Origin of the sequence: Acinetobacter nectaris CIP 110549, from assembly GCF_000488215.1 — a bacterium.
GTDB classification, from domain to species: domain Bacteria; phylum Pseudomonadota; class Gammaproteobacteria; order Pseudomonadales; family Moraxellaceae; genus Acinetobacter; species Acinetobacter nectaris.
Map to the genome: position 1 here is coordinate 13,358 of NZ_KI530723.1, position 21,868 is coordinate 35,225.

Below are 21,868 nucleotides of genomic sequence, written 5' to 3' on the forward strand. Positions count from 1 at the left end.
GATTAATAACTACTTACTGATATCATGCCCAAACAAATAAAAAAATACTCAACCCATATCTGCCTATTCAAATCAAATCATATAAAAACAATGATTATGGGTTTAAGTATCTTATTTGGTCTCAATGCATGTAGCACCTTACCACCACTCAAAGCAACACAGCCAACATATAGTCGTAGCTTTGATACATCAAATACCGCGTTGGCAAAACTTATAACACCACTACGTCAAGAAAACCCTGGTCTCACAGGCTATCATGTTTTATTTGACCCACTAGAAGCAATTGCTGCACGTTTAAGCCTCATCAATAAAGCACAGAAAACTTTAGATATTCAGTACTATATTTGGGACAATGATAAAATAGGTGCACTCGCATTATACGATATTATTAAAGCTGCCGACCGCGGTGTTAAAGTTCGCTTACTCATAGATGACAATAATGCAAAAAAAATGGAAGGTATTTTTCTTGCGCTAGATCAGCACGTAAATATTCAAGTCAAACTTTATAATCCATATAAATACCGTAATTTTCGCCCTTTAGATATGCTACTCGATTTAAAAAGAATTAATCGTCGCATGCATATTAAAAGTTTCGTCGTAGATAACCAAATTGCTTTAATTGGTGGGCGAAACATGAGTAATCAATATTATTTTACAAGTGATACTTATCAGTTTTCAGATATTGATGTCATGCTTGTCGGACAATCGGTTGATAATATTTCTCATACTTTTGATGAATATTGGAATGATTCATATGCCTACCCTGTTCGGCAATTAGTTAATCCCCAACAACATAGCCTCAGGTATGACAGTTTAAAAAGTCAACTTACCAATTACTACAAACAAGTCTCGGTACAAAACTATTTAAACCTTGCCAACCATTCTGATGATTTTGACTATTGGCTGCATAATGAATTAAATTTTGATTGGGTAAAGGCAGAGGTTGTAAGCGATGCGCCAAGTAAAATTCATGGTACAGCACAGCCCAATGAATATTTACAAACTCAACTTAGCCACTACCTCAAACAACCCAAAAAACATTTAGATATTGTATCTGCCTACTTTGTTCCTGAACAAAAAGGAACAGATATGCTAAGTAAAATGTCTAAAGAAGGCGTACAGGTACGTGTACTCACAAACTCATTTAAAGCTAATGATGTTTGGCTTGTTCATGCTTTTTACTCTAAATATAGACAAGAACTACTCAAAAATGGTGTTCAACTCTATGAGTTTCTTCCTGTTCTAAACTATAAAGACCTTAAACCATATACAAGAAGCTTATCTAGAGAAGCAAAAATTAGTTTAAAAAGCTTAAGCCGTTCTAGCCTACATGCAAAGATGATGGCAGTTGATGACCAAGTCTTTATAGGCTCATTTAATTTAGACCCTCGATCTGCCAAATTAAATTCTGAAATAGGGGTATTACTCAATAGCCCAACACTTGCAAATGAAATTCATGAAACCCTATCACAAAATATTGATGCCTATAGCTATCAACTCAAACTTACACCTGATAATAAAATTACATGGACAAAGCAAATACCAACAGGTTCAATCATATTTACCAAAGAACCTAAAATGTCTTGGTGGCAGCATGATGGGCTTCAAATGATTTCATGGCTGCCAATAGAAGGCATGATGTAACATAGAATTACTTTTTTAAGACCTGTTGATGTAAGTGTAAAAGTCCCTCTTTCATCACAACCTGCACTTTCTTTGTAAGCGTTTCAACAGTATGGCCTGCTACATCAATTTCAGGTAAAAACATCACATGTGCAGTAACTTTAGGCATTTCAACAACTTTTTTGAGATGCTCTGCAAGTGAAATTTTACCAACATAAGGTGTCGTTTTGTCTAGTGTTCCATCCTGATTCACATAACAAATAAGAGCAACTTGAATAGGTTTCTGCGCATCAACTGCTGCACCTAAAATACGACCATGAATACGCTGAATATGTGTACCATCTGATGTCGTTGCTTCAGGAAAGAATAAAACAGGAACATCATTTTTTAAGAAATCGGTAATTTGCTCTTTAATTTTAGATGAATCTCCAGAGCCTCTCTTAATAAAAAGTGTTCCTCCACTTTTCGCCAACTTTCCAAAAATTGGCCATTGTTCAATCTCTGCTTTTGCAAGAAAAAATACGCGTGCACTTGAGCCTAAAACAGGAATATCTAACCAAGAAACATGATTACTTGCCCATAGTGCTGCATGATGCTGTTGTTCACCATGTACTTGTACATCAACATTAAATACTTTGCACATTCTGCGACAGAACCATTGCACATACTGTGTATTTTCTGGGTTATTCGGTGACTTATAAAGCTGATTTTTATAAACAACATAAAAGCCTTCACCGATTGCAGATACACCACTACCTATTTTTTTTGCATAATGGAATGCTTGCCCTAAACGTGACTTACTAGACTTTATTACTGTATTAATCTTTTGTTCCATAATCATCGTTAACTATTCATAAAATCTAAGCCATTATAAAGTACAGATGGTCTACACTGTAAAAAACTTAGTCCTGTCATCTAAGAAATCGAATAAAGCTATTATATTTTACAATTTCATTTATTTTACCAATTGAAATAAAATTATCCTATAAAATTCAGGAGACATGGGCAATGAATACAATCAATCAAGCAGAGTTTAAAACTAAACCTAAACAAGCATTTTATCAACTTAGAATTATTGCAGGCTGTTCAATCTTATATTTTGGTTCATTTCTACTGGTATGTAAGTTTTTTTCATCAGTCTTGTAAGTACGTTCTGAATGATGCTAATGTTACATTCACATGTCAAAAACATTGTCATTAAACTCATTTCGTAGGTAATTATATAAGTGGAATATTTTGATCGTCATCAAGGCGGTGAGCGCGCCATACTCGTCCATGTAACAGTACAAATGCTTAGAGATCTTGATGCCGAGGAATTTCAGTTACTTGCCAAGTCAGCAGGTGCTGACATTCTAGAAAATGTGACTGCCCAACGTCAAAGACCCGACCCCAAGCTATTTATTGGCTCAGGTAAAGCTGAAGAATTGGCAGCACTTGTTGAAGAGCGAGAAGCTGAGCTTGTCATTTTCGATCATTCACTTTCACCGGGACAAGAACGCAACCTAGAAAAAATCTTGAAATGCCGTGTCATTGACCGCACAGGACTTATTCTAGACATCTTTGCACAGCGTGCACGTACCCATGAAGGTAAATTACAAGTTGAACTCGCTCAACTTGAGCACCTCTCTACCCGTTTAGTACGTGGTTGGACTCACTTAGAACGTCAAAAAGGTGGTATTGGTTTACGTGGTCCGGGTGAATCACAACTTGAAACCGATAGACGGCTGTTACGTGTAAGAATGGGACAGCTTAAAGATAAACTTGAAAAAGTAAGACAAACTCGTATTCAAGGTCGAGCTGCACGCCAGAAAGCGGCTATCCCAACTGTATCGTTAGTGGGTTATACCAATGCAGGAAAGTCGACACTGTTTAATATTCTTGCAAACAGCGAGGTTTATGCAGCCGACCAACTCTTTGCAACCTTAGACCCAACACTACGCCGTTTAAACTGGGATGGTATTGGCTCATTGGTTCTTGCAGATACCGTTGGATTTGTAAGAGACCTTCCCCATTCATTGGTTGAATCATTTAAAGCAACATTAGAAGAAACGCTAGAAGCTACACTTTTACTCCATGTTATCGACAGCAGTAGTCCTGACATGATGGAGCAAATTGATGCGGTAGAAGATGTTTTAAAAGAGATTGGTGCAGATGTACCTATTCTTAGGGTATATAACAAAATTGACCAATCTGGTGAAGAGGCAAAAATTATTTATGCTTCACCAAATATACCAGAGCGTGTCTATGTCTCTGCACATACACAACAAGGCTTAGACTTGTTAAAACAAGCTGTGCAAGAAAGCCTTTTAGGACAAATTCAAAGCTTTGAACTCATTCTAAAGCCCGCTTACGGTAAGCTACGTACAGCACTCTATAACTTAAATGTTATACAATCTGAAGACTACAACGACAGTGGTGATTTACTGCTTAAAGTCATCATTGCGCCCAATAAGCTTGAGCAGACCATTAAACAATTGCACTTACCTATTGATGAAATCTTAGGTCAAGCTGCACAACAGTTTAAACGTCCATTAGAAGCTTTTGAGCTTGAACATCATTAATAAAAAAGAGGAGTAATCTCCTCTTTTTTATTCTATAGGATTATCTACTTTAAATTTTTTCTGATCTTCTAAACGATAAGCAATCATTTGCCCACCCCATACACAACCACCATCTACATTATGAACCATCTTATGATGGGTCTTACCCTCTAATGCAGCCCAATGACCAAAGAAAATTTGATGCGTTTTTTCTACTTTCCCTTGAATATGAAACCATGGGGCAAAACCTTTAGGCATTGGGTCTGTTAAACCCTCTTTAAAATGAAACTCTAACTGCCCATCAGTTCCAATCAAACGCATTCGGGTAAGGTAGTTCACAATCACTCTTAAACGTGCATAGCCTGTTAATTCATCTGACCATGTATCTGGCTGATTCGAATACATTTCTTTTAAAAATAAATCTAATTTATTCAAATCTTTATGATGAAGTAATTGTTCAACTTCCAAAGCATATTTTTGTACTTGTTCTATATCCCAAATATGTGGAATACCTGCATGTGTCATTACTGACTTGTTATTCAGCACTAAATACAAAGGCTGATTCCTCAACCAATCAATCAACTCAGCACAATCATCTGCTGCTAAAATAGCATCGATATAGTCTTTGCTTTTTGCTTTTTTAATACCGCGTGCACATGCAATTAATGTTAAGTCATGGTTACCTAGTACTGTTGCTGCACAGCCTGTTTCAACCATTTTTTTTATAAAACGAAGCGTCTCTAGAGAGTTTTCACCACGTGCAACAAGATCACCTGCAAACCAAATGAAATCTTTTTTTTCATCAAATTGAATCGTTTGCAATAAGTTCTTTAATGCACTAAAACACCCTTGAACATCACCAATAACATAATGAAAACGCTTCGTTTTACTCATCTTATGCCACCGTGTGATCAGCCAATGCAACAAACTCTGCAAGAGTCAAAGTTTCAGGACGCGCCATAGGATTAATACCTACTTTTTCAAAAGCATCATCACTTAACATGCCTTTTAAACTATTTCGCAAAGTTTTACGACGTTGCGTAAATACATGGCTCACCAGTCTTGAAAGCGCTTTTTCATCTTTTGCAATAATGGGTTTCTGAGCATAAGGCTCTAAACGAAATACAGCACTTGTTACTTTTGGCGGTGGGTTAAATGAACCCGCAGGCACTTCAAACAAAAAAGTTGCTGAACAATAATACTGAATCATCACAGACAAACGACCATACTCTTTTGTATTTGGTTTTGCTGTAATACGATCAACCACTTCCTTCTGCAGCATAAAGTGCATATCTTTGACTTTACCACCGAACTCCAAGAGGTGGAAAAGTAGTGGTGTAGAAATATTATATGGAAGGTTACCTACAATACGTAATGGCTTATCATCTTTTAAAAGTTGATTAAAATCATATTTCAAAGCATCTGCTTCTACTATTGTTAAGCGTTCAGGATATGGAACACGCTCAGGCAATCCAGCAGCCAAATCTCTGTCTAATTCAACAACAGTCAGTGCATCACACTCACCAATAAGTGGCGAGGTAAGCGCAGCTAAACCAGGACCAATTTCTACAAGGTTATCGCCTGTTCGTGGGTTCACGGCACGAACAATTTTCGCAATTACACGTTGATCATGTAAGAAGTTTTGCCCAAAACGCTTACGTGCCTTATGCCCCTCTTCTTTTGGGTTTAAGGCATTAATTTGATACATACACTCATTCCGACAAATTATTTTGAAGATGCTAACTGTAAAGCAAGGTCTACAGCTACATGTAAACTCGAAGCTTTTGCCTGACCTGTGCCTGCCAATGTCAGTGCAGTACCATGGTCAACAGAAGTACGAATAAAAGGAAGCCCTAACGTAATATTAATCGCTTCACCAAAACCTTGTGATTTTAACACAGGTAAGCCTTGATCATGGTACATTGCCAAAACAGCATCTGCATTTTTTAAGTGTGATGGTGTAAATAATGTATCTGCAGGCAAAGTTAAGCTAATTTTTTCACCTTTTTCTTGATAGCTTTTTAATACAGGATCAATCACCTCAATTTCTTCTGTACCCAGATATCCTCCCTCTCCTGCATGTGGATTTAAGCCACAAACCAAAATACGAGGCGCATTAATTTTGAATTTTTCTTTTAAATCTTGAATTAAAATATCAATTACTTGCGTTAAACGTGTGGCTGTAATGGCACTTGCAACATCTTTTAAAGGTAAGTGTGTCGTCACCAATGCCACTCTAAGTTGTTTAGTTGCAAGCATCATCACAACACGCTCAACACCTGCTATTTCTTGGTAGTATTCCGTATGCCCACTAAACACAATACCTGCATCATTAATCACAGATTTTTGAACTGGGGCTGTTGCAACACCAACACTCTTTTTCTCTAGTGCATATACTGCTGAGCGTTTCAGTTGCTCTATGACATATGCCGCATTCTTAGGATTTAACTGTCCATCAACCACAGGCTCTGTGAGTGCGATATGTTCAACATATAGTTCATTTTCTTCAGATGGGCTTGTTTGACCCACATATAAAGTGAGTTTGACATTTATATTGAGTTTTTCAGCACGCGCTTCTAACAAGAAAATATCTGCAAATACAACCACTGGTCGCTCATCTATACGTTTTGCTAACGTAAGGCAAATATCAGGGCCTATTCCCGCAGGCTCACCACTCGTGACATATAATGGTTTTAGATGATTATTCACCTGCTTCGAACTCCCAATATTGATATACATTTACCATATTATACGAAGATATTATTTTCAATAAATTGACCTATGAATTTATATAAATAAAACTCAAGTTTTTTGTTCAAATAACTTTCTAAAAAACTTTACTTCGGGTAGAATATGCGCTCAATTTTATATTGATGATGTTGTCGATCTAGACTGTTTCATATAGAATCGCGACTCTTTTTCGTTTGGACACTTTCACGTTCAAACCAACTATAATAGGTATGTAGTAGATGAAAACTCTCAGCGCAAAGCCTGCTGAAACGCAACACGACTGGTTCGTTGTTGATGCTTCTGGCAAAACTCTTGGTCGTTTAGCGACTGAAATCGCTCGTCGTTTACGCGGTAAGCACAAAACTTCTTATACTCCTCACGTTGACACAGGCGATTACATCGTTGTAATTAACGCTGAACAAGTTCAAGTAACTGGTAAGAAGTCTTTAAACAAGAAATACTATCGCCACACTGAATTCCCAGGCGGTTTAAAAGAAACTAATTTTGAAAAATTAGTTGCTCACAAACCTGAAGAAATCTTCCAACGCGCTGTTAAAGGCATGTTGCCAAAAGGCCCTCTTGGTTATGCAATGATCAAGAAGATGAAAGTGTACGCTGGTAGCGAGCATCCTCATACTGCTCAACAGCCACAAGTTTTGGACATCTAAGGGATACAGCACATGGCTACAAACTATGGTACAGGTCGCCGTAAGACCGCAACTTCACGTGTTTTCCTATCTGCTGGTACAGGGAAAATCGTTATTAACAACCGTTCAATCGAACAGTATTTCGGTCGCGAAACAGCACGTATGGTTGTTCGTCAACCATTAGAGCTTTTAGAAGCTACTGAGAAATATGACCTTTACATCACTGTTAAAGGTGGTGGTATTGGTGGTCAAGCTGGTGCGATCCGTCACGGTATCACTCGCGCACTTATCGCTTCTGACGAATCTTTAAAATCTGCTCTTCGTCAAGCTGGTTTCGTTACTCGTGATGCTCGTGAAGTTGAACGTAAGAAACTTGGCTTACGTAAAGCTCGTAAGCGTCCTCAATTCTCTAAACGTTAATTCGTTTACGAATTGGACAAAAAACCTCGGATTTTCCGAGGTTTTTTTATGCTATATCAAATATCGTCTTTTATATCTTAAAACGCTTCAGCCAACTTCTTCGTGCGCTTGAAACATATTTTTAGTATGCTAGTTTATTCATTTGAGGTTACATCTTTTTCATGGCATTAGAAATCTCTGAAAATCAAGGAATCACGTTACTCAGTCATGCCGATGACTTCCGTTCACACTGGATTCGCTTTATTCTTACAGAAAAAGAAATTAAACACCAGTTGGTGTTAACAGACTATGAAGATGAAGATCTTGCATCACTCAACCCTTATAACACTCTCCCTATTTTATTAGATCAAGGTTTAAAGTTATTTAATCCAATGATTATTTCAGAATATCTAGATGATCGTTATCGACAGAATAAACTATTTATGGATAACCCAATTCAACGTGCTGAACAACGTCAGTACCTTTGGAGGTTTGAAAAAGACTGGTTTAAACTGGCAGATATCATGCTATTACACCCTGATAGCTTAAACGAAAAAGATAAGAAACGTGCTCAAGTAGAACTTCGCAATACGCTTATTTCTCTTACACCACTCTTTCAACATTTTCCTTTTTTTATGTCTGAGACCTTCTCAATACTTGATTGCATGATTGCGCCGATGCTATTACGATTAAATAGCATGGGAATAAGTTTACCCACACAACAATGTCGGGCGATTTTTCTATATTGTCAACGCATCTTTAATCGTACTGGTTTTATTAAATCAATGACTTTACAAGAGAAAAACCGCTACAATCATCTTTTGAAAAATTTTGAGAGTCAATCACATGTCTGAACAAGAGCCTCAACTCACACCCACTCGTCCATACTTAGCACGTGGTATCTATGAGTGGATTTGTGATAATAACCTCACACCATACCTTCTTGTAGATGCAACTCAACCTAATACTGATGTACCTTTACAATTTGTTAAAGATGGACAGATTGTACTAAATACTGCACCACATGCAGTGCATCAACTTTATATGAGTAACGATGCGATTACCTTCTCTGCACGATTTGGCGGTGTTTCTAAAAATATATTTGTGCCTTTTTATGCATTAATTGGCATTTATGCAAAAGAAAATGGTCAAGGACTTTTCTTTGATCCAAATGAATATGACAATATAAATTTAGACCAAACACATAAACCTAAAGAAGTAGAAGAAAAACCTGAACCACAAAAGAAAAAGCCAAGTCTAAAAATAGTTGAATAATTTGAGAAATTTAGGGTATTACTCTCAAATTATTCCTACTCACCCATATAAAAAAAGCCAGTATAAATACTGGCTTTTTTTATAAATATTTAATTAGTCGTTAAATTTACGACGACGATCTGATGAACGTCCACGATCATCTGAACCGCGCTCACTGTTTCCACGGAATGAACGTGGTTTGTAATCTGCACGATTACCACGATTGTCATCATTCATGTCGAAACGTGGCTTATCGTTAAAACCTTCACGCTTTGGACGGTCTGAATTAAATTCACGACGTGGGCGATCAGAGTTAAACTCGCGCTTTGGACGGTCTGAACCAAACTCACGCTTTGGACGGTCTGAACCAAACTCACGCTTTGGACGGTCTGAATTAAATTCACGACGTGGGCTATCTGAGTTAAATTCACGTTTTGGACGATCTGAACCAAATTCACGCTTTGAACGATCTGAACCAAACTCACGTTTTGGACGATCTGAGTTAAATTCGCGACGTGGACGGTCAGAACCAAATTCACGTTTTGGACGATCTGAATTAAATTCGCGACGTGGACGGTCTTCAAAGCTACCTTCTTTACGCGGTTTATCATCAAAACGACGACGATCACCACCATCACGGTCATTGTTACGCTTGAATCGGCCTTCGCCTTCAAAACGACGACCGCCACCGAAGCCACCGCCACCACGACGACCATCACGCTTACCATTACCACGACCACCATCGCGACCTGAACGTGCAGGAGGTGGAGATGGCTCTAGACCTTCAATTTCAGAAACATTTAAACGCGCTTCTAAATAATCTTCTAATGCACGGATTTTGCCACGTTCACGGTAAGTTGCAAGTGTAACTGCTTGACCAGTACGACCAGCACGACCAGTACGACCTACACGGTGTACATAATCTTCATGTTTCATTGGTAAACCAAAGTTAATTACATGAGAGATTGTCGGAACATCTAGACCACGTGCAGCAACATCTGTTGCAACCAAGATACGTGCACGACCTTCACGAATACTACGTAAACGACGGTTACGTACTGTTTGTGGCATTGCACCATGTAATGCAACAACAGAGTGACCCGCTTCAGCTAGCTCTTCAGCCAACATATCAGTGTCTTCTTGTGTGCTTGCAAATACAACAGCTTGATCTAATTTTTCATCACTTAACCAATGTGTAAGCAATTTTTTCTTATGCTCAAAACCATCAGTCCAATGAAGTGTTTGTGTAACATCTGTATTTGTTGAATGACCAGTTTCAATCGCGATACGCTGTGGATCATTCATCATGCGTTCAGCTAAGCTGATAATACGACCTGCAAATGTTGCAGAGAACATAAGTGTTTGCTTACGGTTTGCAGCAAAATCACTGATTGCTTCTAAGTCCTCAGAGAAACCAAGGTCAAGCATACGGTCAGCTTCATCAACAATTAAAGCATCAACTTGATCTAATTTAATTTGACGACGGTTAACCAAGTCAAGTAAACGACCTGGTGTTGCCACAACAACCTGAGCGCCTTTAAGTTGTTGAATTTGCTTACCAAAAGGCATACCACCCATAACCGCAGCAATACGTACACCTTTCATATGGCGAACGAATGCAATCGCGTCTTGGCTTACTTGCTGAGCAAGTTCACGCGTTGGGCATAATACAAGAATATTTGGTTGTGTAACTGCACGCATACGTTCTTTGAAAGGAACAAATACATCACTTTCAGCAAGTGTATTTAATGTTGGCAATAAGAATGCCGCTGTTTTACCAGAACCTGTCTGGCTAGAAACTAGTAAATCTTTTCCTTCTAACGCTGCTGGAATTGCTTGCTCTTGAACCGGTGTTGGGCTTGTAAAATTTAACGCCTCTAATGCTTGTGTAAGAGACTCATGTAATGAAAAATCGGCAAAAGTTTTGCTCATAGAGAATTCCACCCCAATAGGGTGCTCCATTTAATAATAAAAAATAACATCGGCAAAAGCGGCAAGGCAACAAAAGCTGAAATCTAAAGTTCAGCAGCGATCCGAAATATAACGATGTGAATATTACGCACGCATGAGTACGGTAGTAACCTGAAGAATCGCTTTTAGCGATTGGGGGCGCGAGAATTCGTCCTCTATGGACCGCACGCGCATACACAATAATAAGAGAGAAATGTTCAGGTAATGAACGGAAATGAAGTGCGTTTTCGCAATTATATCAGGTTAATTTAAAAAGTCACTCTCTTTTTATAAAATTCTTTATCTATTTTCATATTACTGAAATAAAAACAAAAAAGAGTGACTTTTGTCACTCTTCTCGCTTTTTCTACTAATTATTTAATTGCATTTGCCCAAGCAGGAATCACCGCTTGCATAAATGGTTTTAACATTTTCATTGAACATGCAATGACTTGTCCATTTTCCATAGACTCTGAACCACCACGGCCATCTACAACAATACCGCCTGCTTCTTTTACAATCAGTTCACCTGCTGCAATATCCCATGGTTTTAAGCCTAGCTCAAAGAAACCATCAAAACGACCTGCTGCAACATATGCAAGGTCAAGTGCAGCCGATCCACCACGGCGGAATTGAGAACCTGCTTCTGTAATTGCAAGCATTGCATCAAAGTGTTGTTTTGCATATGACACTATTTCACCGTTACGTTTTGCACGGTAAGCATGTCCTACAGAGATAAATGTATTCTCTAAACTATCACGCGTATTTACACGAATACGGCGCTGGTTCATCATTGCACCACGACCACGACTCGCAGAAAAAAGCTCATCACGCACAGGGTCATAAATCACACCATGCTGTGTAACACCTTTATGCTGTACTGCGATAGAAATACAAAAATGAGGTAGGCCATTTACAAAGTTTAATGTGCCATCTAAAGGGTCAATAATCCAACACCAATCAGCATCATGACCTGTACCTTCTTGTAGGCCAAACTCTTCGCCTAAGAAGCTATGATTTTTATAACTTTTACGTAATGTATCAATTGCAAGTTGCTCTAAGTAACGATCTACACGTGTTACAGGGCCATCTATACCTTTTTCTTCAACTTGTAGGTCCAACTTATGACGATTTTTATGTGCCTTTAAAAGCTCTTGACCAACTAATTGTGCTGCACGCGCAGCCATCACCACCATAGGTTCCATTGAACACCCACACTAAAATATTGAAGATTTTGACAAAGAATAATGCATAAAAGCATGGCTATTCTAACAAATAGACATGCTTTTTAATAGAATTTATTAAAAATAATTAAATCTGTTTAACAAAGTACCAAGCTTTTTTTCCATGCCCGTACAATTGAATCAGAGATGCCCTCTGCATCTAATCCACAATCATGTAGCATTTGTTTATGATCTGCTTGTGGTAAAAACTCATCTGGTAAACCAATATTTAATATAGGTTTTAAAATCTGAGCTTGTGCCAAATATTCATTCACACTACTGCCTGCTCCTGCCATAACAGCATGCTCTTCAACAGTCACAAACATGGTTGTCTTCAGATTCAGCTCATGAATCATTTGCGTATCAAGTGGTTTAATAAAACGCATATTTACAACACAAATGCCAACATCTAACTGCTGTGAAAGCTTTTTTGCAGCTTGTATAGCAGGCGCCACACGGCTACCGAAAGCTAAAATTGTAATATGCTCATCATATTGAGCATCTACTGGTAGTACAATCTCAGACTTACCTATTTCAAGTGCCGTCAGCTCTTGGGTAACATCAACTCCCTCACCTACACCACGTGGGTAACGTACCGCTGCAGGGCCTGAATACTGATATGCTGTATGTAGCATTTGACGACATTCATTTTCATCTTTAGGTGCCATCAATACCAAGTTCGGAATTGTACGCATATATGCGTAATCATAAGCACCTGCATGTGTTGGCCCATCTTCACCAACTAGTCCGGCACGATCAATACCAAAAGTGACATCTAGGTTCTGTAGTGCAACATCATGAACAAGTTGATCATAGCCTCTTTGTAAAAATGTCGAGTAAATTGCAACAACCGGTTTTAAACCTTCACATGCCATTCCTGCTGCAAGCGTTACAGCATGTTGTTCTGCAATTGCAACATCGAAGAAACGGTCTGGGTATTTTTGTGCAAACTCTACCATTCCTGAGCCTTCACACATTGCAGGTGTAATTGCTAGTAAACGAGAATCTCTCTCCGCTTCATCACATAACCATTGACCAAAAATTGCAGAGTATTTTGGTGCAGATTTTTTAGAACTTAATGTTTGAGGAACAATTGATGGTATTTTTGCAATCGCGTGGTATTTAATAGGATCTTTTTCGGCAGGAGAAAAACCCTTACCTTTTTTTGTATAAATGTGAATTAAACGTGGCCCGCTACGTTTTTTTAGAGATTCAAAAACATGCACAAGCTGATCGATATCATGCCCATCAAATGGCCCATAATATTCAAAACCAATCGCCTTAAATAAATTATCTGCTTCATTGGTTGCAGCTTCATGCAACCGCGATGTGTAAGACCAATTTGGATAAGGTTCTACAATAGCATCGCCCGTTTCAGTAATATTTACAAAATGGCCCTTTTCCCAAATAGCTGCCAAGTGCTTTGCAAAACCACCTGTACTGCAAGAAATAGACATATCATTGTCATTGAGTACAACCATTAAATCTGCTTGATGTGCAACGGCATCATTCATCGCTTCAAATGCCATACCTGCAGTCATTGCACCATCACCTACAATTGCAACAACCTCACATGGGTCTTTTTGATAACGACGTGCCAAAGACATGCCTAAACCTGCTGAAATAGCAGTAGATGAATGCCCAACACCAAATGTATCGAATTCCGACTCTTCTCTTGCAGGAAAAGCTGCTAAGCCATTCTTAGCACGGATTGTTGTAATTTGCTCGCGTCGTCCTGTTAAAATCTTATGCGGATAGGCCTGATGCCCTACATCCCAGATTAAACGATCACGTGGTGTATTGAAACAATAGTGTAATGCTACCGTTAACTCCACGACACCAAGGTTCGCACCAAAGTGCCCACCACTTACGCCTGCGGCATACAAAATGTATTGACGCAACTCATCTGCCACTTGTAAAAGTTGGTTTGAATCAAGTTGACGTAATTGTTTTGGATGATCAATTTCATCTAACAATGGCGTAACAGGACGCTGAGTTGGTATTTTTGTATACAACATATGTGGCAGAGCCTTCTAGAGCCTGGCTAATCCGAAGCTGAGTGATAGTGCGTTAAACCGATAATTTTAACCTATCGGTACTTATTTTCAATGCGCCACATCAAAGATCTGTAGTTTTACATTGTTTGTCTCAGACAAGCATGGAATTATCTAAAAAAATGCTATGAATGATCAACCCTTATCTGCATGTTTCCACAAAAATAAATAGTTTGGCTTAAATTTTGTATATTTAAGCAACTTACAACACATCATTGGGCTATAATTTTACTATTTCTTTTTATATAAACGAGCTCGATTGTGCCGATACAATTTGTCGCAACTTCAAAACTACCCACTGCCTTTGGCGATTTTAACATTAGTGTGTTTCAAGACCCTGAAACAAAAGAGGAGCATGTTGCACTCTCAAAAGGTTTAGACACTCAACCTACCGCACCTGTTTTAGTTCGTATTCATTCTGAATGTTTAACAGGAGATGCTTTTGCCTCACTCAAATGTGACTGTGGGCCACAGTTAAAAGCCACTCAAGAACTTATTAATGAAGCTGGGCAAGGTATCATTCTATATTTGCGCCAAGAAGGTCGTGGTATTGGCTTAACCAATAAAATTCGGGCTTATGCACTACAAGACCAAGGACATGACACTGTAGATGCAAACTTATTACTTAATCTACCTGCGGATGCACGCCGTTATGATATGTGTAAAATCATGCTAGACCATTTTAATGTTCAAGAAATTAAGCTGATTACCAATAACCCATTAAAAGTGAAAGCATTAGAAGCATTGAATATTAATATCGTAGATCGCGTTCCGCTGACAGTTGGATTGAATCCATTCAATGCCTCATATCTAAAAACCAAAGTCAGTCGTATGTCACATCTATATAAAGAAGATGATTTTTCTAAATAAAAAAATCAATCACATTTAGGGATTTTCCCCATACAAAATCCCTTACTTTTTTTATGGTTTTATGTTTTTATAACATTACTTTTATTTTATGTATGAGGCTTTCATGCAGAACCCATCAACAATAGATATTGAACGTGTTAGAAATTTTTTACTCGATTTACAAGCACGTATTTGTACAGCACTTGAACAACAAGAAATAATAGGCGGTGGTCACGAAAAATTTATTATTGATGATTGGGAACGCCCTGAAGGTGGTGGTGGCAGATCAAGAGTCTTACAAAATGGTGAAGTTATTGAGAAAGGGGGCGTTATGTTCTCTCATATCAATATTCGTCAGCTTCCTGCATCAGCAACTGCTCGACACCCTGAAATTGCTGGCGCAAAAGCTCAAGCATTGGGTCTTTCATTAGTTATTCATCCTAAAAACCCAAATGTACCTACGTCCCATGCCAATATCCGATTGTTCGTCGCGGAACCTGAAGGAAAAGATCCAATTTGGTGGTTTGGCGGAGGCTTCGATTTAACACCGTTTTACCCAAATGACGAAGATATTAAACATTGGCATCAAAATGCCTTTGATCTTTGCCAACCTTTTGGCGATGAAGTTTATAAAGAACATAAACAATGGTGTGATGACTATTTTTACTTGAAACATCGTGATGAGCAGCGTGGTGTTGGCGGATTATTTTTCGATGACTTAAATCGTTGGGGCTTTGAAAAGTGCTTTGAATATATGCAAGCTGTGGGTAATGGCTATCTTGATGCGATGCTTCCAATTTTTGAAAGAAATAGAGAAAAACCATATACTCAAGCTCAAAGAGATTTTCAACTCTATCGACGTGGTCGTTACGTCGAATTCAATCTTGTATATGACAGAGGTACAATCTTTGGATTACAAACAGGCGGACGTATAGAATCTATTTTAGTTAGTTTACCAAATCTTGTAAGTTGGTCATACCGCCCAGAGTGGAATGAGAACTCAATTGAGAAGCGACTTACAGACTATTACTTAAAACCAAGAGATTGGCTATCTGAGTTATAAATGATAACTAATATACAAAAGGGCAAATGCTCTTTTGTATAAAAATACATCCCGTTACGTTTCTCAATAAAAAATCTCATATCTTAAGAAAGATTTCATATTATATTGTTAATTACCCTTTACAATACTTGTTGTTTCTTTAATCAACCCAGTAAAGAAAATAGCAGGCTTATACTTTATGTTTAGATTTTTTTTCGAATACAAATGGCTATTTATTATTAGCCTTCTCTCCATCCTTATGTTTAGCTCCATTAGTGTAACCATCAACTACAACAATATACTTTCTGACAGTATCTCTATTGTGACAAGTGTACTGCTCGGTATTTCACTCTTTTTTACTCTCTCATCTTGCCTCGTTGAAAAAGTTCGCGATATTTGCAATCCTTCTTAAACATTCATCATAGACAAGTAAAATGACACACTTATTTTTACCAATAAAAAGCAGCCTATAAAATAGACTGCTTTTTTTATATCAATCGGGCTTTATTGTGTTGTTACATTATGCTGTCCATCAACTACAGTTGTTGCACCATTTGCTGTATTTACAACTTTAAACTCAATACGACGATTACGGAATTTACCTTGTTCAGTCACATTGTCAGCAATTGGGTTTTCTGCACCATACCCTACAGCTGTAAGCTGATCTCTATTTACACCTTGTTCAACTAAGTAATCTAAAACAGATTGTGCACGGCGTTTAGACAATGCTTTATTTGCTTCAGGATTTCCTGTTGAATCTGTATAACCTTCAACAATTAATTTTACATTTGGAACACTTTTAATTAATTTTGCTGCTTCATCTAAAATTTCTTTATTTTTTTGCGGTAGAACTTTAGATGCTGTTGGGAAATTAATAATTTGAAGGTTTAAAGCATGTGCAATATCTTCAGGTCGTGCATTTGCTCCCAAAGATGAAAGTGCTTGTTTGCTTTGGTCAATACTATTGCTTACCGATTGATCTTCATTTAAAGGTGCTGCTGTAGAAACTTCTAAGTCAGGTGCCACTGCCTTAATTTTTGTAACTAACTCAGCTGCTGCTTTCGCATCAGGTGCATTTACAGTAACCTGATTCCCTTTCCAATCAATGCTCGCATTCGGTACTGCTTTAATATACTCCAAAATTTCTGAAATTTTCTCAGCTCCAGGCAATGATGTTGCATAACCTTGATCTGTCGTCACATCACACTTTACATTTGTACCAAATACTTTGCTTAAAGCAACTTTCACAGACTCAGTTAATGTTTGATTACCTAGGTTTGCATGACATGCTTGAACATGATTTCCTGTTCCTGAAACAAGATTAAGTTCAGCTTGTGCTGTATTTTTTTGCTCAGAAGATACATCAGAAGCTGCTTGTGGTGCAGGCGTATCTGCACTTTTTGGAACTGGTGTCTCAACTTTATGCTGACATGACTTCCAAAAGAAAATAACCAACAAAGCCAAAATAATCAGTGCAATGATAGGTAAAATCTTTCCAAAGAATCCTGCTTTTTTTTCAGGCTCTTTACTATAAATATGCTGTGAAGATGCCTGAGCACCTAATGCACTGCTTAAACCAAGTGCAGATACTAGACCTGCGCCCCATGCTGGAAAACTGGTTGCAATATCTTTAATATGCGTGGCCAAATATGCCCCAATTTTACCTTCTCCTGCCTCATCTTTCAAAGCTTTCACACTCAGTGGAATCGCTTGGTCAAATAACGAAGTTACTGTATTTTCAGGCAAACTGTGGTGTGCTGAAAAACCTTCAACAAGCTGACGAATTGCTGATGCTTGATTACCAAAAACAGTATTTAAACCATTATTTTCCAAATTAGTACCAGACTGAATACGTTCAGGAAACTTATGAAAAATAGACAATAAAATTGGATAAAACTGTGCTAGCAATGATGCTTTTTTATCTGCATCAATCGCTAATTGTTGTTGACTAATAATTGCTGGTGTGACTTTTTCTTTCAGCAATTCGACAGGGTTTATTGACATGATTAAGCTCCTCATGGGAAATCGTCATTGTTGTTATATCTTTTTAGCGCCACATACATGCTTGTATCGATCTACATTGTTATTTGCTGTGACTATTTTAATGTTTTTGCTAAAAAACTTGGTTCATTTTACTTTTTTTCCCAATATCTTCATATGTTTTTCTGTAAACACACTCCCATGTGTAGTCATACAAAGCTGTATTTCACCATGATATTTCTTGTATATTGCCTATAAGTGCAATCATCATTATAGATAAATATAGAGACGTTCCATGCAACCATCTAAAAATTTTGCAGTCATTGGCAATCCCATTGAACACTCACGCTCGCCTGAACTACATGAAGCATTTGCTCAGAAGACAGGTATCTCTTTAACGTATCGTAGAAGATTGGCTGATATTGGTCAGTTTGAAACAAGTATCAATGCTTTTTTTAACCAAAATGGTGATGGTTTAAATGTGACTGTTCCATTTAAAGAAGATGCGTTTAAATCTTGTGATGTACTCACTGAGCGAGCGAAAATTGCAAAAGCAGTCAATACCTTATGGAAAGAAGATGGCAAACTATATGGTGACAATACCGATGGTCAAGGTCTTGTTAATGCGATAGAGGCAATGGGTTGGTCATTGTCTCATACTAAAATTCTTATTTTAGGCGCAGGTGGTGCAACAAGAGGAGTCATTTACCCTCTTTCACAAGCAGGAGCTCAGGAGATTGTTGTTGCCAACCGTACACATACTCGTGCAACACAACTTGTAAATGATCTTGCTCCTCATATTACAAACCATACTCAACTAAGTACGCTTGCATTAGAGAAACTTACTGGTCACTTCGATATTATTATTAATGCAACATCTGCATCGCTTTCAGGTGATCACTTTTCACTTCCCAAAGAACTCACATTTGACCATGCATATGAAATGGCATATGGGAAGCCCTCTCATTTTCTAGACGAGGCAAAAAAACGTGGTGTTCCTTATGCCGATGGATTTGGCATGTTAGTTGGGCAAGCGATTGAATCTTTTTATATTTGGAATGGTATTAAACCAAACCTAAAAGATTTTTTATAAAATATCTTTCCCCATAAACCAACATAAGCTTATGGGGGAACTCTCTACTTAATCTAATACAGTTTCTAATAGCTCTTCTGATGGTGCAAAATAGTACGCACCATCTACAGGCGTTACAAAGTGCAATAAGCGATCGTGTATACCATCGCCACTTGTACCAAACATACGCTTGAGCATAGCATCTATACGGCTAAGTTCTTTTGTATATGCCACAAAGTACAGTCCTTGTTCACCATGACCATCACCATATGGCAAGCTATGGCGTAAAATTTCTAGCTCTTCACCCTCTTCATCTTCCACAACTGTTCTAGCAATATGTGCATTTTCGGGTTTTATGTCATCATCAAGTTCTATAGACTCTAACTTCGTACGCCCAATTACACGCTCTTGCGCATCTACTTTAAGCTTATGCCATTTTTTTAAGTCATGTACATAACGCTGAGCAAAAATAAATGTGCCATCTGCAAAGATACCGTTATCTTCCGATAACAAAGTGGTTTCTGCACGATCTTCTTTAAACTGAGGGTTTTCCGTACCATCTATAAAACCTGTTAAATCACGACCATCTAGATAACGGAAACATGCTCTTTCTTCTAATACTTCAACCTTCTCATCTACACCACGGAAGAAAGCTTGGCTGAGTGCAAAACAGATATCTGTACGTTGGCTTGCGATATGTATAAAAACATCTCCCGGTACAACAGGCATTTCAAAGTTACCTTGTTGTGCTTCGAGTTGTTTAAAATTTTTAGGCGAACTGTCGTATAGTTTTGTCCACATTTCAGGTCCAAATGCGATACCTATTTTTATTTGATCATTTGGATGTTGCGTCATCAGACGATTTCTTTCAGAAATAAGACTTTTGATTTGATGTTTTAATTCGTCCACAGATAACGTTTTTAGGCGTATTACAATAAAACGCGCATGATCTGATGGAAGTGGCAAAATCACGGATTGAGCAGTCATTCATAACTCCGAAATGCTGTGTAATTTATGGCTAGTTCCTATGTTTAGTTTACATTCAAATGATATAAACTAAATAATTTTATGCAAAATAAATAAGGGTGATTTGATAGGTCACCTAAGATTTTGCTCTAAAATATAAATATATTTTTAGAGCTTACTTTTAGATCATGATAATTTTCTAAAGAAATTTTTCTAAAACGGCATTTAAAAAACGATAACCTTGCTCTGTAGATACCAGTTGTTTTTCATCTTTTAGCAATAACCCTTGCTGACGTAATTGTAATAATGATGGTTGAAGAGCTTCAATGTCTAAACCTGTTCTTTGGGAGTAATAAGGCATAGGTGCACCCTCTTTTAGACGCAATGCATTCATCATGAATTCAAATGGTAATTCATCTTCAGCAACTTTTTCGAAGTTCACCATAGGTGCAGGCGTTTTTTCTAAGTAGTCTTTTGGCAAACGTGTTTTCTGAAAACGATAAACACCATCTTCTTTAGTCACTTTACCATGTGCACCAGCACCAATTGCTAAATAATCGCCAAATTGCCAATAGTTTACATTATGCATAGATGGCTTTTCTTTACGCCATGCGGAAACTTCATAATTGATAAATCCTGCATCAATTAAGTACTGCTCGCCTTGCTCTTGAATATCAGACAAAATATTATCTGATGGTAAAACAGGCTTCGTTCTGAAAAATACAGTATTAGGCTCAATCGTCAGTTGATACCAAGAAATGTGCGTTGCACCCTGTTCAACAGCCAATTTTAAGTCATATAAAGCTTGCTCTAAAGTCTGTTCAGGAAGTCCATGCATAAGGTCAACATTAACCCGTTGAAACCCTGCACTTTTTGCTTGTTGTATTGCCAACATTGCATTGTCTACACTATGAATACGCCCTAATTTTTTTAAATGTTCTGTATTAAATGTTTGTACACCAATGGATAAACGGTTAATCCCTGCTTGTAAATAGTCTTCAAAAGGTTGATGTTCAAGCGTACCCGGATTTGCTTCTAGTGTGATTTCACAATCTTCAATAAATTCGATGTGCTGTTTAAGTTGATGAAATAACCACTGATAGCCTTTAGCTGAAATAAGCGAAGGTGTTCCACCACCAATAAATACACTCGAAATTTTACGTCCTTGGGCCAGATCTATTTGGGTTTTAAAATCTTCAACCAGTGCATATAAATATTCATTTTCAAGTTCTAATGAAAGTTGCTTACCACCCGGTACAGTATGTGAATTAAAGTCACAATATGGGCATTTTCGCACACACCAAGGCATATGAACATATAGCGATAAGGGTATACTTTGTGGCACTAAATCACTCAAGAAATTACTCAACTTTAACATCAAACCGAAGACGCTAATTTTAACACGACTTTGAAATAAAGCTTAAAATTGCAATGCACTTAAATGGTGATTTTAAGTATTTTTCTGCTTTTATTTATTGTACTATCTGATCAAATTTCAATAACTTTATTTTCTAAAAAATGCAGTAAAAAAGGACGTTT

Annotated in this window: 20 protein-coding genes; 10 read left to right on the plus strand and 10 right to left on the minus strand. The window is 37.7% G+C overall.

Annotated features, from left to right (window positions below):
* Positions 1-24: 24 nt before the first annotated feature.
* Positions 25-1,644, plus strand: coding sequence for a phospholipase D-like domain-containing protein (locus tag P256_RS06545; RefSeq protein ID WP_040331931.1), 1,620 nt, complete (start codon positions 25-27; stop codon positions 1,642-1,644).
* 7 nt (positions 1,645-1,651) lie between these two features.
* Here P256_RS06545 and P256_RS06550 read toward each other — a convergent pair whose 3' ends face one another.
* Positions 1,652-2,458 (minus strand): lysophospholipid acyltransferase family protein, encoded by an 807-nt coding sequence (locus tag P256_RS06550; protein ID WP_040331983.1) that lies wholly within the window; start codon positions 2,456-2,458, stop codon positions 1,652-1,654.
* A gap of 173 nt (positions 2,459-2,631) precedes the next feature.
* Between P256_RS06550 and P256_RS13235 the strand changes: the two genes are divergently transcribed.
* Positions 2,632-2,769: a hypothetical protein gene (locus tag P256_RS13235; RefSeq protein WP_023272899.1), complete on the plus strand. Its 138-nt coding sequence runs from the start codon at positions 2,632-2,634 to the stop codon at positions 2,767-2,769.
* 80 nt (positions 2,770-2,849) lie between these two features.
* Entirely contained in the window at positions 2,850-4,184 is a 1,335-nt protein-coding gene (hflX, locus tag P256_RS06555; RefSeq protein ID WP_023272900.1) for a ribosome rescue GTPase HflX, read from the plus strand.
* Positions 4,185-4,211: 27 nt separating this feature from the next.
* Here the strand turns inward: hflX and P256_RS06560 are convergent, their stop codons facing one another.
* From P256_RS06560 to pdxA, 3 genes are read right to left on the minus strand one after another with little or no spacing between them, the layout of a single operon-like run.
* Complete coding sequence (locus P256_RS06560) at positions 4,212-5,057, minus strand: symmetrical bis(5'-nucleosyl)-tetraphosphatase (RefSeq protein WP_023272901.1); 846 nt, start codon at positions 5,055-5,057, stop codon at positions 4,212-4,214.
* Position 5,058: 1 nt separating this feature from the next.
* On the minus strand, positions 5,059-5,871 hold the full coding sequence (gene rsmA / locus P256_RS06565) for a 16S rRNA (adenine(1518)-N(6)/adenine(1519)-N(6))-dimethyltransferase RsmA (protein WP_023272902.1): 813 nt from the start codon (positions 5,869-5,871) through the stop codon (positions 5,059-5,061).
* Between the two features lie 17 nt (positions 5,872-5,888).
* Positions 5,889-6,872 carry a 4-hydroxythreonine-4-phosphate dehydrogenase PdxA gene (pdxA, locus tag P256_RS06570; RefSeq protein WP_023272903.1) on the minus strand — a complete coding sequence of 328 codons (984 nt, stop codon included), beginning with the start codon at positions 6,870-6,872 and terminating at the stop codon, positions 5,889-5,891.
* Positions 6,873-7,132: 260 nt separating this feature from the next.
* On the opposite strand from pdxA, the gene rplM reads away from it, so the two are divergent.
* The 4 genes from rplM (at position 7,133) to P256_RS06590 (ending at position 9,214) form a co-directional block, all read left to right on the plus strand.
* On the plus strand, positions 7,133-7,561 hold the full coding sequence (gene rplM, locus P256_RS06575) for a 50S ribosomal protein L13 (protein WP_023272904.1): 429 nt from the start codon (positions 7,133-7,135) through the stop codon (positions 7,559-7,561).
* A 12-nt stretch (positions 7,562-7,573) separates the two neighbouring features.
* Positions 7,574-7,960 (plus strand): 30S ribosomal protein S9, encoded by a 387-nt coding sequence (gene rpsI, locus P256_RS06580; protein WP_023272905.1) that lies wholly within the window; start codon positions 7,574-7,576, stop codon positions 7,958-7,960.
* Positions 7,961-8,121: 161 nt separating this feature from the next.
* Complete coding sequence (locus tag P256_RS06585) at positions 8,122-8,793, plus strand: glutathione S-transferase N-terminal domain-containing protein (protein ID WP_023272906.1); 672 nt, start codon at positions 8,122-8,124, stop codon at positions 8,791-8,793.
* Entirely contained in the window at positions 8,786-9,214 is a 429-nt protein-coding gene (locus tag P256_RS06590; protein WP_023272907.1) for a ClpXP protease specificity-enhancing factor, read from the plus strand. The genes P256_RS06585 and P256_RS06590 overlap by 8 nt, the downstream gene beginning before the upstream one ends.
* Positions 9,215-9,307: 93 nt before the next feature.
* Here P256_RS06590 and P256_RS06595 read toward each other — a convergent pair whose 3' ends face one another.
* The 3 genes from P256_RS06595 to dxs form a co-directional block, all read right to left on the minus strand.
* Entirely contained in the window at positions 9,308-11,125 is a 1,818-nt protein-coding gene (locus P256_RS06595) for a DEAD/DEAH box helicase (protein WP_023272908.1), read from the minus strand.
* Positions 11,126-11,517: 392 nt separating this feature from the next.
* Complete coding sequence (locus tag P256_RS06600) at positions 11,518-12,348, minus strand: inositol monophosphatase family protein (RefSeq protein ID WP_040331933.1); 831 nt, start codon at positions 12,346-12,348, stop codon at positions 11,518-11,520.
* A gap of 116 nt (positions 12,349-12,464) precedes the next feature.
* Positions 12,465-14,384 (minus strand): 1-deoxy-D-xylulose-5-phosphate synthase, encoded by a 1,920-nt coding sequence (gene dxs / locus P256_RS06605; RefSeq protein ID WP_023272910.1) that lies wholly within the window; start codon positions 14,382-14,384, stop codon positions 12,465-12,467.
* A gap of 297 nt (positions 14,385-14,681) precedes the next feature.
* On the opposite strand from dxs, the gene ribA reads away from it, so the two are divergent.
* Together ribA and hemF are read left to right on the plus strand one after the other, a co-directional pair.
* Entirely contained in the window at positions 14,682-15,290 is a 609-nt protein-coding gene (ribA, locus tag P256_RS06610; protein WP_023272911.1) for a GTP cyclohydrolase II, read from the plus strand.
* A 103-nt stretch (positions 15,291-15,393) separates the two neighbouring features.
* Positions 15,394-16,332, plus strand: a complete 939-nt coding sequence (gene hemF / locus P256_RS06615) for an oxygen-dependent coproporphyrinogen oxidase (RefSeq protein ID WP_023272912.1) — start codon at positions 15,394-15,396, stop codon at positions 16,330-16,332.
* Between the two features lie 483 nt (positions 16,333-16,815).
* Here the strand turns inward: hemF and P256_RS06620 are convergent, their stop codons facing one another.
* The gene (locus P256_RS06620) at positions 16,816-18,315 is read right to left on the minus strand and encodes an OmpA family protein (protein ID WP_023272913.1); all 1,500 of its coding nucleotides are present in this window, start codon (positions 18,313-18,315) and stop codon (positions 16,816-16,818) included.
* Between the two features lie 271 nt (positions 18,316-18,586).
* Between P256_RS06620 and aroE the strand changes: the two genes are divergently transcribed.
* Positions 18,587-19,384 (plus strand): shikimate dehydrogenase, encoded by a 798-nt coding sequence (gene aroE / locus P256_RS06625; RefSeq protein ID WP_023272914.1) that lies wholly within the window; start codon positions 18,587-18,589, stop codon positions 19,382-19,384.
* A 48-nt stretch (positions 19,385-19,432) separates the two neighbouring features.
* On the opposite strand, the gene P256_RS06630 is transcribed toward aroE, so the two are convergent.
* Entirely contained in the window at positions 19,433-20,350 is a 918-nt protein-coding gene (locus tag P256_RS06630) for a Dyp-type peroxidase (protein WP_023272915.1), read from the minus strand.
* A 178-nt stretch (positions 20,351-20,528) separates the two neighbouring features.
* Positions 20,529-21,686 carry a radical SAM family heme chaperone HemW gene (hemW, locus tag P256_RS06635; protein ID WP_040331985.1) on the minus strand — a complete coding sequence of 386 codons (1,158 nt, stop codon included), beginning with the start codon at positions 21,684-21,686 and terminating at the stop codon, positions 20,529-20,531.
* Positions 21,687-21,868: the final 182 nt, after the last annotated feature.